This window comes from Sorangium sp. So ce394 (genome assembly GCF_051474665.1).
GTDB classification, from domain to species: domain Bacteria; phylum Myxococcota_A; class Polyangia; order Polyangiales; family Polyangiaceae; genus Sorangium; species Sorangium cellulosum_D.
Genome location: NZ_CP150339.1, coordinates 13,416,355 through 13,429,411, shown reverse-complemented (window position 1 = coordinate 13,429,411; position 13,057 = coordinate 13,416,355). Strand labels below are relative to the sequence as shown.

General features: G+C 72.5%; 10 protein-coding genes. 7 read left to right on the top strand and 3 right to left on the bottom strand.

The window, feature by feature from the left end:
• Positions 1-127: 127 nt before the first annotated feature.
• The 4 genes from WMF33_RS49630 (at position 128) to WMF33_RS49615 (ending at position 6,174) form a co-directional block, all read left to right on the top strand.
• Positions 128-922, top strand: coding sequence for a hypothetical protein (locus WMF33_RS49630; protein ID WP_437335119.1), 795 nt, complete (start codon positions 128-130; stop codon positions 920-922).
• Between the two features lie 541 nt (positions 923-1,463).
• Positions 1,464-2,918: a hypothetical protein gene (locus WMF33_RS49625; protein ID WP_437335118.1), complete on the top strand. Its 1,455-nt coding sequence runs from the start codon at positions 1,464-1,466 to the stop codon at positions 2,916-2,918.
• Positions 2,915-5,128 (top strand): hypothetical protein, encoded by a 2,214-nt coding sequence (locus WMF33_RS49620; protein ID WP_437335117.1) that lies wholly within the window; start codon positions 2,915-2,917, stop codon positions 5,126-5,128. Before WMF33_RS49625 ends, WMF33_RS49620 begins: the two co-directional genes overlap by 4 nt.
• On the top strand, positions 5,125-6,174 hold the full coding sequence (locus WMF33_RS49615; protein ID WP_437335116.1) for a hypothetical protein: 1,050 nt from the start codon (positions 5,125-5,127) through the stop codon (positions 6,172-6,174). Before WMF33_RS49620 ends, WMF33_RS49615 begins: the two co-directional genes overlap by 4 nt.
• A 246-nt stretch (positions 6,175-6,420) precedes the next feature.
• On the opposite strand, the gene WMF33_RS49610 is transcribed toward WMF33_RS49615, so the two are convergent.
• Positions 6,421-7,422, bottom strand: coding sequence for an AraC family transcriptional regulator ligand-binding domain-containing protein (locus tag WMF33_RS49610; RefSeq protein WP_437335115.1), 1,002 nt, complete (start codon positions 7,420-7,422; stop codon positions 6,421-6,423).
• 126 nt (positions 7,423-7,548) lie between these two features.
• On the opposite strand from WMF33_RS49610, the gene WMF33_RS49605 reads away from it, so the two are divergent.
• Complete coding sequence (locus WMF33_RS49605; protein WP_437335114.1) at positions 7,549-8,577, top strand: alpha/beta hydrolase; 1,029 nt, start codon at positions 7,549-7,551, stop codon at positions 8,575-8,577.
• Positions 8,578-8,673: 96 nt separating this feature from the next.
• Entirely contained in the window at positions 8,674-9,471 is a 798-nt protein-coding gene (hisN, locus tag WMF33_RS49600; RefSeq protein WP_437335113.1) for a histidinol-phosphatase, read from the top strand.
• A gap of 63 nt (positions 9,472-9,534) precedes the next feature.
• On the opposite strand, the gene WMF33_RS49595 is transcribed toward hisN, so the two are convergent.
• The gene (locus tag WMF33_RS49595) at positions 9,535-10,236 is read right to left on the bottom strand and encodes a TetR/AcrR family transcriptional regulator (protein ID WP_437335112.1); all 702 of its coding nucleotides are present in this window, start codon (positions 10,234-10,236) and stop codon (positions 9,535-9,537) included.
• Between the two features lie 115 nt (positions 10,237-10,351).
• Between WMF33_RS49595 and WMF33_RS49590 the strand changes: the two genes are divergently transcribed.
• Positions 10,352-10,975 (top strand): hypothetical protein, encoded by a 624-nt coding sequence (locus WMF33_RS49590; RefSeq protein ID WP_437335111.1) that lies wholly within the window; start codon positions 10,352-10,354, stop codon positions 10,973-10,975.
• Between the two features lie 21 nt (positions 10,976-10,996).
• On the opposite strand, the gene WMF33_RS49585 is transcribed toward WMF33_RS49590, so the two are convergent.
• Positions 10,997-13,054 carry a type VI secretion system Vgr family protein gene (locus tag WMF33_RS49585; protein WP_437335110.1) on the bottom strand — a complete coding sequence of 686 codons (2,058 nt, stop codon included), beginning with the start codon at positions 13,052-13,054 and terminating at the stop codon, positions 10,997-10,999.
• Between the last annotated feature and the right edge of the window lie 3 nt (positions 13,055-13,057).

Here is a 13,057-nt window from a genome sequence, read left to right as displayed (position 1 = left end):
GCGCGTGGAAGCGGCGCTGCCGGCCCGCGGTGAACGTGCCGGCGTCTTGCGATGCGCTCGCGCATCGACGAGCCTGCCGGGCCATGTTGCGGCCGTTGCGGCCGCGTTCCCTGAGAAGGAGGGGTGCATGGCGTCGAAATTGGTGACCGACAGGGACAAGTCCAGCCGCGCCGTGGCCGCGTCGGCCGAGACGCACGCCGACGAGATCGCGAAGGGGATGGCGGCGGAGCTCGCGCCCTGCCTGAGGTCCGGCGAGAAGATGCCCGACGTGGCGTTGCTCGTGCGCCTCGTCGCGCGCCGGCTCGCCGCGGACACGGCCGCGCTCGTGGCGGCCGACGACGCGCACGAGCGCGAGCTCGCCGACGACGCCGCGCCCCGCGAGGCGCGCGACGAGGCGGCCGCCCGGCTGCGCTCGGTGCTCGTCGACGGGCGCGCCGCCGTCGACGCGGCGTTCGGGCCGGCGGGCCTGCGCAAGCTGCGGCTGGACGGGGCCGTTCCCGAGGACCCCTCCGTGCTCGTCACGACCGGCGAGCGGGTCGTGGGCGCCCTGCGGGACGCGGAGATCAAGCTCCCGAAGCCGAGGCGCGCGTCGATGAAGCTCGATCGCGCCGCGCTCGCCGACGAGATCGCGGCCGAGCTGCCGGCGCTGAAGAAGGCGCTCGCGAAGGTCGCGACCGAGGAGCGCGAGAAGGAGGCGACGCTGCGCGCGAAGCAGAATGCCATGCGCAAGAGCGACAAGAGCTTCGGCCAGGGCGCCGCGCTGCTCGCCGCGAGCTTCACGTTCGCCGGCCTCGAGGATCTCGCCGCCAAGGTGCGCCCGTCAGGCCGCAGGCCCGGCCGTACCGCGGCCGAGGAGGACGAAGCGCTGCCCGTCGAGGAGCCCGGCTCGCCCGAATCTCCGCTGCCGCTCGACGGCGGCTGACCGGCCGGCCGCGCCCGAGAGCGGCCCCCACTCCCCCAATCGCGCTGCCACGGCCGGGAAACGCGATGATCCCGCGGCGAGCCGCGCTCCGAGCCGTTCCCCTCGGCCGTCGCCGCGGGCGAAGCCCTTCCGAAGCGCTCGGCAGCTCCGGCGCGGCCGGACCTCGCCTTTCCGGCGGCTCCGGCGGCGTCTCGCCCTGGGCTCGTCGCCCGCGGAGCGGCTCCGGCGGCGTCTCGCCCTGCGCTCGTCGCCCGCGGAGCGGCTCCGGCGTCGAGCGCCACACCCGGTACGTCTCCTGCGCTCCAGTGGACGGCGGCCCTGGTGTCATCGAGGATTCCCGTCGGACCCACCAGGACCGCTCCCGCGAGGCGACGGCCTTCCCGTCCAGCGATGGCCCGCGTGTCGAGGGCGGACGGATGGCGCTCGGGGCGGGCGACTCGGCCGAGCAATGTCCTACCGACTTGGTGTGGACGCTTGCTTCTGCTGGCGCGAGCGGGCGAGCGTGCGCGGCGAGAAAGATCGCGGGGTGGAGGCAATGAGGATGAAAAGGAACACGAGGCGGGAGGCGATCCTCGTGGCGGCCGTAGCTGCCCTGGCGCTCGGCGCGACGGCGTGCGGGTGCTTGTGGGAGCGCGAGGAACACGCGCCCGGCCGGTTCTGCGCGCAATCGAACACCAGCGTCGTCGAGCACTGCGTGGACGCGGGCGAGGGCCCGGGCAGCGCGTGGAGCGAGGCCGAGGAGGACGGCGAGCTGCCGATCCAGATGTGGGCGGTCGAGCCGAGCGGCGCGATGCTCGACGATCTCGCCGCGAACGCGGCGGCGCTCCGGGCCTGGTTCGATCAGATCGATCGGGCGGTGGCCTATGTGCGCGACGAGGAGAAGAACGCCGAGTCGCTCCGGGCGACCCTGCACGGCAGGCTCCTCGGGCTGCTCTTGAAGTCCAGGCAGCGCCAGGAGGCGATCTTGGAGGAGGAGCCGGTCCGCGCGGCCGACAACTTCCGGCAGGCGATGACCGACAAGGCGAGCGCCGAGGAGGAGCCGCTCGTGGCCGCGCTCGCGGCCGACAAGCAGGCGATGGCGGTCGTGCAGGCGATCTTCGAGCAGGCCCGGAGCGACGCCGCGCCGCTGCAATCCCGGTACGCGGGCGTCGCGGCGCGGTTCGCCGCGTACCGCGCGACCGAGGCGGCGGAGACGGCGGCGTACGCGGCGCTCTCGGAGCGGGCGTCGCGGTCGGACCTCGACGGCCTCGACGGCGCGGAGGAGGCGGTGCTCGCGGCGGCGCGCGAGGCGAGCCGGGCGCCGAACGAGCTCGCGTCCGCGGTGATGACGCTGTCGGCGGAGCTCCAGGCGCTCGCGGTCTGGTTCGAGGAGGCGATCGCGCCGCACAAGGAGGTACTCGCGACCCGCGGCGCGGTCGTGCCGGACATGGCCTCGGGGGCGCTGCGCTCGCTGAGCGCCATGCTGGGCTACGCGCAGCGGCGCGTCGCCCGGAGCGACGCGACGGCGACGGCGCTGATCGGCGGCATCGCGCTGCGCCGGCAGGCGCTCGGTGTGCTGGAGGGGGACGAAGGGGCACGCGAGGCGATGGCGCGGTCGCGGATCGAGAGGGCCTCGGAGGTGTTCCGCGAGGGAGCGCGCGCGCGGGTGGCGGCGCTGTCGGCGGCGCTGCCGATGAGCGAGAAGCTGGGGCTGCCGCTGCTCGCCGAGCGGTGCGGGGCGCTCTTGACGCTGGTGCAGATGCGGCCGCTCTGCGAGGCGGCGGGGGCGTCGTGGCGCGAGGCCGGGTGCGCGGCGCTCCGCGGGCGGCTCGACGCTGCGGAGGCGGAGCTCAGGACGGGCCTGCCGCGGAAGATCGCAGCGGGCCTCGCGGCGCTGCGGGAGAAGGGGATGGCCGCGGCGGCGCTCGACGCGGTGCAGGCGAGGCTCGACGCGGGCGACGTGAAGGGCGCGGCGATCGCGTATGACGCGGCGGTGCGCGGCGCGGAGGGGACATGAGAGGCTCGAAGGACGTCGCGCGGCGCGGCTTCTGTGCCGCGGTGTTCCAGAAGCTCATCGCGCTGATGACGGCGCTTTCGGTGCTGGCGCCGGCGCCGGCGTGGGCGCGCACCCGCACGCCGTATACCGTGCTCTGGAGGAGCTACGGTGATGCCAATTCGTGCGGTTCTACCGAGCTCGAGACCGAGGGCGATGCCATCTTCGAGGTGAACCAGACGCCGCTGCCCACCTACGGGGTGCCGGGCGCGCTGCAGATCGAAGCCGACGGCTCGCGGAGCAACACGCTCGAGGCGGAGTTCGACTCGGTGCTGCTCCTCATGGGCAGAAACGAGTTCCACTTCGGGGTCCACACCGTCAACGGCAACGACTGGTGTACCCACGCGCACGAGGTGGTGCACCTCGTCTCGGAGCCGCTCGGGCTGAACAAGCCGCTCTTCGACATCCGCCGCGAGGGGACCGGTTTCGAGGGCAGCACCGAGGTCGACCTGAGCCTTTCGGAGATCAACCCGGACCTCGCGCGCGACATCGCGGAGCTGGAGGTCAGGGTCGCCGGGCTGATGGCGGAGCTCCTCCGCAACGCCGCGAGGGTCGCGGACCTCCGGGCGCGGATGGACCTCTTGCGGCAGCTCGACACGGAGCTGCACGATCTGGTGAGCCGGCCGCTGGCCGAGATCTCGCGGACCGACCTCGAGGCGATCCTCGACCGATACAAGGACGTTGTCGACGCGGAGACGCGGGCGGCGATGGAGCAGCTCGTCGACGACCTGAAGAAGAGCGTCAGCGATCTCCAGGACGAGCTCGCGCGGCTGATGGACGAGTTCGGCGCGCAGGCCGATGAGGTGGCGGACCTGGCGACGCAGGACGCGCGCGCCGAGGGGTGGAACCCGGACGACCCGTGGAACTACGCGCTCGGGGAGAGCGAGGTGCCGTGGGTGGAGGTGCCGGACATCGCCGAGGTGGACGAGGCGTTCGAGGAGGGGAGGGACCCGTACGCGGCGTACGCGGACGCGGTGATCGCGGCGCTGGAGGCCGATGTGAGCGGCGGGGTCGTGGTCGCGCGGGCGGACTTCGTGGCGAACGTGCGGGCGTGGCGAGACAACAGCGCGGCGCTGGAGATCGCGCTGCGCGACCGGATGGGGGTGTCGCAGGCGGAGACGAACGCGTTCCTGAAGGCGCAGAACCGGATCACGGCGTTCGTGCGGCGGTTCATGGATGCGTCGGACTGGTTCGTGGACTCGCCGGTACCGGCGGACCTGCGGGCGCTGGTGGACACCGTGCTCAAGCCGAGGTTCGACGCGCTCGCCGACCAGATGAAGGACAGCCTGAACCAGTGGACCGGGGAGGCGCTCGATCTGGAGCAGACGCAGCTCTATCAGACGATCAGCGCGTTCGCGGGGGCGATGTCGACGGTCGGGGAAGGCGCCGAGGCGTACGCGGGGGTGATGCAGACGCTGGTGCACGCGACGACGCGCATCGGGGTGGCGTTCGTGCCGATGGTGGGGCCGGCGCTCGACCTGTGCGAGGCGGTGACGGGGAAGGCGTGGTGTCTGCCGTCGGGGCAGGAGCTCAGCGACGAGGAGCGGATCTTCTCGGGGGTGGGGTTCGGGCTCGGGGCGGTCGGGCCGATGTGGCGCGCGGTCAGTCGCGCCGGCGGGATGACGCCGGAAGCGATCCGGGTCGCCGAGGAGATCGCGCAGATGGGCGAGGAGCTTGCGACAGCTCTGCGCGCATCGCGGCGTACATCGTACAAGACGCTGCGCGGGGCGGTCACCACCAAGCTGATCGACGCCTTCGAGAGGAAGGCGGCCAAGCTCCTTCTGGACGATGGGCGGGCGCTGATCGGCGTTGGCGATGACGGAGTGCGCACGGTGCTGGGTATCCCGAGGAACGCTCCTGCCTACAGCGATGCCGCGAAGGCGCCCGATTTCGTGACGGTAACCAGAGGGAATAAGCTCGCAGTGAGCGAGGCGAAAAGTGGGACGCACGTCCAGGAAGCGATCAAGCAGTTGACGAACGGCCTGAAGGCGCTGAAAGAGAAGGGACTCGCCGGCGACGTCGCAAGAGTCGAGATAATCATCAAGAAGGGCGTGGCCTTCGACGATCACAACAAGATCATCAAGAACGGACATTTATTCGACAAGGCCACAGGCCAGACCGTTCAGATTTCCGGAGAGGGCTTCAAGCATTTTGTTAGGATCATCGAGATATGAGCGAGCCAAGCGGTCAGCGGGTTTTGAGGGAATCAACCCCTTCGTTCTTCGCGTGGTGTGACGAGTCGGACAGAATCGACGCATTTGCAGCGGCGCTATCGGCTCTCATTCACCCGCGGCGGAGCTGCGGTAGCCTGTCGATATTCTCGACATGGCGTGATGAGATTCCTGTCGATGAAGTCGCTGCGACGCTGCATGCCCAGTTCGGCACGGAAGCGTACGCTTGGGCGTCTTTCGGCGTGACGCTACGCTCCGGACGTGCGCTGGGCTTCAGCAGCCACTGCTGCGGCGACGGGCAGCTCCGCCGCGGCGCCTCAGGTCCTCTCGGCATGTCGCCATTCGACAAGGAGGAACTGCTCCCGCTTCACCTGCCCGTCGGATTGCTCGCCAGCGCGAGATCGATCGAGGTTGAGGCGGCCATGGCGTCACTCGTTGTCCAGGAGGACGTGGAGGATCTCCTGCTCCGCCTATGCGCGCCGGGCGCGAGCAGACGCGTAACGACCGGAGGATGTACGAAGCTCGGGCACTGGGGCGCCCCGATCGAAATCGGCGCGACCTACCACGCGACGGCCACGGAGGTCGTGCGTGATCTTGCTCTCTCGTGGGTGCACCTGCACGACGACGACAAGGTGGAACGCGCCGCAGGGTTGTCGATGGACGCGCTGCATGCGCGCGTCGACGCTGCTCCGCACGGGGCGCGCATCGCGATCAAAGGCGGCGCTGAGGTATCGCGGGAAGCGGTTCTGCAGGCCATTGATACTGCACCGGCAGTGCTTCTCGACGCGCTTGAGGCGTCGGCGCTCCCGGACGACGATTGGCGCGCCGTGGAGCCCTACGCCCGCGAGATCATGAAGATGATCGCAGAGGGCGCGCCCGTGCACGACGTGGACCTCACCACGCGCAAACACGTCCGGTTTCTCGAGCAACACGCCCCCTACCACGTCCGTCGCCTCCCGAGCGGCGGTGTGATGCTGGCGACGCACCCGTATCGCACGCTGTGGCCGCTCTGGGCCGACGCCCTCTTCTTGCTGGGCATCACGTCATGACGCACGTCGTGCACGTTCTGCCCTCTCCGGCTTTCGCATCCCGGCCGCAAGCTCCAGACGGCGCACCCCTCCCTGAGCGCGCGGAGCGCGCGATTTGGGAGGGGCGGACCGCGCGCAGGCGCGAAGCGCCGAGCACGGGCCGGGGGTGGGCAGCCTCTCTCGCAGAGCGCGCGGGAGGTGGAGCCCGCGAACGAGCGCTTCGAGATCCCGCTCGAGACGCTGGCCGATCCGAAGTTCCTGGGCCGCTCACGCCCCGCGCGCGCCCGCGCTCCAGCGCTTGCGGGCGCGCGCGAGGCTGCCCGGCTCGGCGAAGCCGACGAGCAGCGCCGCCTCCTTGGCGCTCGCCCCGCGGTCGATCAGGTCGACGGCGCGCGCGCGGCGCTCGCGGTCGACGAGATCGTGAAAGCTCGTGCCCTCGCGCCGCAGCCTTCGCTGCAGCGTGCGGGCGCTCATGTGGAGCCGCCGCGCCACGCTCTCGAGCCGCGGGGCGGCGACGTCGAGCTCGGCGCGCAGCATCGAGGCGATGCGGTCGGCGAGCGACGCAGAGGCGGGGAGCGCGGCGACGGCCGTGAGGGCGATCCGCTCGAGCGCGCGCCCCAGGAGCTCCGGCGGCGCCGCGACCGGGCGCCCGGCCACCTCCGCCGGCAGGGAGAGCGCGCTCTCGGCGCAGCCGTACGCCGGCGCGACGCCGAGCGCCGCGCACAGCGCGTCGTCGGGGCCGAGCCGGCCGTGCCGGAGCCGCGCGGCGTGGCCCTCCGCGGGCCTGCCGGTGAGCAGCCGCACCGCGTCGACGATCTCCACGAGCGCGCACTCGGCCAGCACCGCGCGCGCCAGGGCGCTCCGCCCGGGGTGCTCGAAGCGGACGGCGAGCCCGCCGCGGAGCGCGCTCAGGGCGAAGCGCTCGCCGTCGCCCCACACGCGCTGGTAGGCGACGGCGCGGGCGAGCCCGTCGCGGAACGAGGGCCCCGCGAGCAGCAGGAGCGCGGCGACGCCGTACGTCTCCTCGTCCCGCACGCGCGCCAGCGCGGCCCCGAGGCCCGCCGCCCCGACGCGCGAGGCCGCGGCCTCGATGGCCCGGTCGAGCGCGGCGTACGGGACGCGGCAGGCGGGACGCCGGAGCTCGCCCTCGGTGGCGCCGAGCACGTCGAGGAGCGGCGCCGTGTCGAGCGCGCGGTCCGCGAAGAACCGCACGAGGCGCAGGGCCATCGCGCCCGAGATGCCGGCGCCGCCGCCACCGCGCGGCTTCATGGGGCGACCGGGATGGCGCGTTCATGGGGCGACCGGGATGGCGCGCGAGGCCGCGCGATCTGGCGTGTCCGGCCGCCGCGCCCGGAGGGGGCGTGGGCTAGGTTCCTCGCCATGGTGCTGCGTCTCATGAAGATTTTCAGTCTCGCATTCGTGGAGACAGCCGTCGAGCGCGCCCGCCGCGGCCCCGCCCGGCCAACCTGGGGCTTCGGCTTCGAATGGGTGGTCCGCGCGCTCCGCCGCGACTTCATCGACATGCTCGACTGGCCGTATCCGAAGGTCCGGGCCGATCTGGACGCGCGCTTGTCTCCCGACAAGGCCGTCCGCCGCGTCGAGCGCACGGCCGACGTCCTGGGGGGCGTGCCCGCCGTGTGGTTCGTGCCGCCGGGCGCGATGGATGGAGGCGTCGTGCTCTACCTCCACGGGGGCTCGTACCTGTTCGGATCCACGAAGACCCACGCGGATCTCATGGCGCGGCTCGCGCTCTCGAGCGGCGCGCGCGTCGTGGGGATCGAGTACCGGCTGGCGCCGGAGCATCGGTATCCCGCCCAGCTCGAGGACGCGCTCGCCGCCTTCGGCGCGCTCGTCGAGCGGGGCCACGCGCCGGGCGAGATCGCGCTCGCCGGCGACTCCGCCGGCGGCAACCTCGCGCTCGTCGCCCAGCTCGCGCTGCGCGATCGCGGCGAGCAGGCGCGCTGCGCCGCGCTCATCTCCCCCTGGCTCGATCTCACCGCGAGCAGCGCCTCGACCCGCGAGAACGACCCCACCGACTACGGCACCCGGGACGGGCTCGCGCGCCAGGCGCGCGACTTCGCCGGCGCGATCCCGCTCGACGACCCCCGGCTGTCCCCCCTGCGCGCGCGCCTCGACGGCCTGGGCCCGCTGTTCGTCCAGGTCGGCGACGCCGAGCGCCTCCGGGACGAGGGCCTCGAGCTCGCGCGGCGCGCCCGCGAGGCGGGCGTCGACGTGACGCTCGACGTGCTGCGGGACATGCCGCACAACGGGCCGGTCCTGGCGGAGTATCACCCGGAGGGCGCCCGGGGCGCGGACGCCCTGGGGGCGTACCTGCGGGCGCGCCTGTTTGCCGGCGCCGTCGAGCCGCACCCGGGGGCGCCGCGCCGCCGCCCGGGCGAGGCGGCGACCGCGCGGCGGGCCTGAGCCGCGCTCCGCGCCCGTTGCGGTGCGCACGCGCAGCGCGTACTGGATCGGGCCCTCGGGGCGCGCTCCGCGGGGACCTCGAGGAGGACGGAGACGATGACGCCTTCCCAAGACCTTGTCGATCTGGCCGAGCGGCTGGCGGACGCGAGCGGCGCGGTGATCCGGCGGTATTTCCGCAAGGGCATCGAGGCCGACGACAAGGCCGACGCGAGCCCGGTCACGATCGCGGACCGCGAGGCCGAGGCGGCGATCCGGGAGCTGCTCGCGGCGCGCGCGCCGGGCCACGGGATCGTGGGGGAGGAGCTCGGCCGCGAGAACGAGGGGGCGGAGCACGTGTGGGTGCTCGATCCCATCGACGGCACGAAGGCGTTCATCACGGGCAAACCGCTCTTCGGCACGCTCATCGCCCTGCTGCACCGGGGGAGGCCGGTGCTCGGCGTCATCGACCAGCCCGTCCTCGGCGATCGCTGGGTCGGCGCCCTGGGCCGGCCGACGCTCTGGAACGGCAGCCCGGCGCGCGTCCGCGCCTGCGCGGGGCTCTCGCTGGCGCGCCTCTCCACCACGGGCCCGCAGTACTTCCCGCCGGCGGCGGCGCGCGCCTTCGGCGCGGTCGCGTCGCGGGCCAAGCTCCTGAGCTACGGCGGCGACTGCTACCAGTACGGCCTCGTGGCGAGCGGCAGCATCGACGTGGTCGTCGAGCACGGGCTCAAGCTCCACGATTTCGCGGCGCTCGTCCCCGTGATCGCGGGCGCCGGCGGGCTCATGACGGACTGGGAGGGTCGCCCGCTCGACGCCGCCAGCGCCGGCGACGTGGTGGCCGCCGGCGATCCGCGCGCCCACGCCGAGGTGCTCGCCGCGCTCCGCGCCGGCCTCGCCGAGCGCGAGGCGCGCTGACGCCGGCGCGCCTCGGGGACGGCCGGCGAGGGCGGGGCCGGGGAGGCGCGCCCGGCGCAGGCGTCACGCCCGGAGCCCACGGTACTGGAGGGCGAGGGAGTTTTTCAGCACCGGATCGAGCGCCGCGCCGAGCGTGGCGAAGCCGCTGAGCCAGGACAGGAGCGCCGCGAAGTAGAGGGCGAAGATGTTGTGCGCCGCGGCGAGCGGGTCGATGTCGCCGTCGACCTCGCCGCGCGCCTGGGCGTCGCGCACGAGGCCCGCGATGCGGTGCAGGAACGCGAAGGTGAGGGCGTTCAGCCGCTCACCGTTCGGGCCCGACGCGCCGGGAAAGGCCTTCACAAACGCCTGCGACACGAGCGGCTGCTCGCCGTACATCGCGAACAGCTGCTGGAACACGTGGAGCAGCTGGGGGAGCAGGGGGTCTTTGCGCGGCAGCGTCTCGAACGCCGCGTCGACCGCGGCCGCGAGCCGGTCGTGCATCACCATCATGAGCAGGTCGGCCTTGTCGCGCGCGTGGACGAACACCGTCCCCGCCGCGACCTCGGCGCGCTCCGCCACCGCCTTGGTCGTCGTGCCGTCGTACCCGAGCTCGGTGAAGAGCGCCCACGCCGCGTCCCGGATGCGGCGGCGGGTGTCGAGCTTCTGCTGGGCGCGGCCGCCGCGCTCGGGCGCCGGGGCGTCCGGGGACGGCGGCGCGTCCGACGCCGCGGGCGACGCGGCTCCCTTCCGGCGCCTCGCCGCGCCTTGACGACTGACCCTGCTCATCGTTTGCTCACTGTGCTGCCGCGCGCCGTCGCGAGTCAAGCCGAGTGGACTTGACAGGGCGGGCTGGAAGTATGACCATGGTCATTGACCGTACTCACCAACGGAGGGTGGTGCCATGGCGCTGGTGCATTACGACGAGGGCCTCACGATGCGGGAGGCGCGGGCGATCTACTTCGAGGTGAACGGGTTCGGCGCGGACGGCGGGTACGGGGACGCGTGGGTCGACTTCAAGCTCGGCCCCCTGCCCGTGCCGTTCCCGAACACCCCGGCGCGCGTGCGCGCGGTGCGGTACCACGACCTGCACCACGTGCTCACGGGCTACGACACGAACACGATCGGCGAGTTCGAGATCTCGGCGTGGGAGCTCGGCGCCGGCTGCAAGGACTTCGTCGCGGCGTGGCAGCTCGACCTGGGCGGCCTCTTCGCCGGGCTGCTCTCGGCCCCGCGCCGGACGGTGCGCGCGTTCCTCCGCGGCCGCCGCAGCGAGAGCCTGTATGGACGGCCGTTCGAGGCGCTGCTCGATCGGACCGTCGGCGATCTCCGCCGGGAGATGCGCGCGGACGCGCCTTCGTCCGGGCCGACGGTGAGCGACGCGCTCTGGCTGGCGCTCGCGACCCTAGGGGGGCTCATGGTGGGCGTCGCGGGGCTCCCGCTCGTGCTGGTCGTGACGCCGATCGGGCTCGTGAGCCTGGCGCTGCGCCGGCACCGCGCGCGGCGCGCCGCGGGCGCCGAGGCCTGAGGGACAGATCGCGCTCTCCACTCACGGTTCGTCGGAGCCCACTCCCACCGGCTCCTCCGGGGCCTCCGGGTGCGCTCCCCCGCCCTTCCCGGGTGAGCCGCTCACGTTGATCTTCACGAGCGTCCCCGTGATCGTGACCCCCGCCGCGTCCAGCCGGATGAACCCGCCCGGTCCGCGGATCGTCACGTCGTCCGCGCCTTCACCCACGAAGTCCTCGCCGACGACGTGGATCTTCTTCGCCGCGCGCAGCGCATGGCGACCGCCGACGCGCTCCTGCTGACCTTGCTCGACGGTGCGCGACTGCGTTCCTCGAACCTCCTCCCGGTAGCTCGCGCGCACCTCCAGGTGGCAGCTCCCCTCGATCCGCTCCCGCCTGTCGCCCCCCGTCACGGCATCCACGTCCTTGCCCACCGCTCGCTTGACGTAACCGTCGATCCGCTCGGACTCATCGTTCTTGACGAGCTTCTGCCGGTCATGACCCACCGTGCCCTGCTCGTCGTTCTTGACCAGCCGCTTCCGGTCTTTCTGCGCCTGCTGCCAGACGAGCTCCTTGCCCTTCAGGTCCTCGAACATCACCTCGTTGAACCCGCCCGCTCCCGGCGAGGAGTCGCTCTTCCAGGTGCTCCGGGTGCGGTGCTCGGGCAGCGCGTACGGGGCGCTCTGGACCGCGTTGTAGGTGCGACCGATGACAACGGGCTGATCCGGGTCGCCCTGAAGGAACGTGACGAGGACCTCCTGCCCAACGCGCGGAAGCGCGAGCATCCCCCAGCCCGCGCCGCCCCATCCTTGATGCACGCGCATCCAGCAGGAGCTGTGCTGGTCCTTCTGCCCTTCTCGGTCCCACGCGAGCTGCACGCGGACGCGGCCGAACTCGTCCGTGTGGATCTCCTGGCCAGGCGGCCCGACGACCACGGCGCTCTGAAAGCCATGGACGACCGGCTTCGGAGCGCGCCGCGGCGGGCGATACGGCGAATCGGCAAACACCGCGTGACCCGAGAGCGTCCACTCGCCGTCAGGCGTGCCCTCGAACGAGCTCTCGACGACGAGGAGCTTGCGAGCCGGGGGCAGCTCGGGATGCGGATGGCTGTCGACCGAGAAGACGGCGCCCGGGACGATGTCGAAGGCGTTCGTCTCATAGGCGATGCCGTGGAGCCCGACGCGCTCGCCGTGGAGCTCGCGACGTGCGAGCTCGTCGGCAACTCCGGGGTCATGGCGGGCGAACCCTTGGTCGTCGGCGACCGGGCTGCCGGCTGGCTTGCCGGTCTCCACGAGAAACGCGCCGGGCCGGTACCGGTATTGCTCGTAGCGATCCTCGGCAGAGGCCGTGCGGGCGCTCGCCGCCAGCGGAAACATCGGACGTCGGAAATCGTGGTCCCGTACGCTCACGGCACCAGGACGCACTTCACGGCTGAGACGCACGCCAGTGACGAACTCCCGTCCCGCGCCCTCGCTCGCACCGCCAATATAGAGGATCGGGGACGCCGACCGCGGTGGGTTCGCCTCCAGGCGGTCGCTGAAGATCGGCGCGGCGGCGTGCCCCTCGTCATCCGCAAACGTGAAGGCGATCCCCGCTTCCTCGAGCAGGCGGCTCAGGAACAGGTAATCGGTCTCGGCGTACTGAACCTTGTATTCAAGCTTCGGATAGCGCCCGCGATCGATCCGCCACACAGCTCGAATACGCCACTCGCCGAGGAGGCGGTCGACGATGTCGGGGATGGAAAGGTGCTGGTAGATGCGCTGATTGCGCCGCTGCGTGAGCTGCCAGAGGGTCGGGACCAGGCGGAAGTGGTACGTGGAGACGTTCTGCTGGCCGGCCGCGGTCTTGACGGCGTGGACCTGCTCGGCGCGGCTCACAAGGCCGCTCCACGTGCGGCCGCCCGGCCGGTGCGCGAAGCCGTAGCCGGCGTCGGCGTGGAAGGTCCCCGGGCGGCCGACGATGCCCCCGAGGTCCAGGGCCGGATCCGGCGAGCGGGCCCAGACCGAGATCGAGAACGGCATCGAGATGGCCTCGTGGACCGCAAACCGATGCACGAACAGCGCGTCTTCTCGAGAAGCGAGGGTCAGCTTGAGGGCGGGCATCCG

Excerpts from the sequence above, each read along its gene's own strand:
- WMF33_RS49585 (WP_437335110.1), bottom strand. The coding sequence starts at position 13,054 with ATGCCCGCCCTCAAGCTGACCCTCGCTTCTCGAGAAGACGCGCTGTTC.
- WMF33_RS49615 (WP_437335116.1), top strand. The coding sequence starts at position 5,125 with ATGAGCGAGCCAAGCGGTCAGCGGGTTTTGAGGGAATCAACCCCTTCG.
- WMF33_RS49630 (WP_437335119.1), top strand. The coding sequence starts at position 128 with ATGGCGTCGAAATTGGTGACCGACAGGGACAAGTCCAGCCGCGCCGTG.
- WMF33_RS49605 (WP_437335114.1), top strand. The coding sequence starts at position 7,549 with ATGAAGATTTTCAGTCTCGCATTCGTGGAGACAGCCGTCGAGCGCGCC.
- hisN (WP_437335113.1), top strand. The coding sequence starts at position 8,674 with ATGACGCCTTCCCAAGACCTTGTCGATCTGGCCGAGCGGCTGGCGGAC.
- WMF33_RS49590 (WP_437335111.1), top strand. The coding sequence starts at position 10,352 with ATGGCGCTGGTGCATTACGACGAGGGCCTCACGATGCGGGAGGCGCGG.
- WMF33_RS49610 (WP_437335115.1), bottom strand. The coding sequence starts at position 7,422 with ATGAAGCCGCGCGGTGGCGGCGGCGCCGGCATCTCGGGCGCGATGGCC.
- WMF33_RS49620 (WP_437335117.1), top strand. The coding sequence starts at position 2,915 with ATGAGAGGCTCGAAGGACGTCGCGCGGCGCGGCTTCTGTGCCGCGGTG.
- WMF33_RS49625 (WP_437335118.1), top strand. The coding sequence starts at position 1,464 with ATGAAAAGGAACACGAGGCGGGAGGCGATCCTCGTGGCGGCCGTAGCT.
- WMF33_RS49595 (WP_437335112.1), bottom strand. The coding sequence starts at position 10,236 with ATGAGCAGGGTCAGTCGTCAAGGCGCGGCGAGGCGCCGGAAGGGAGCC.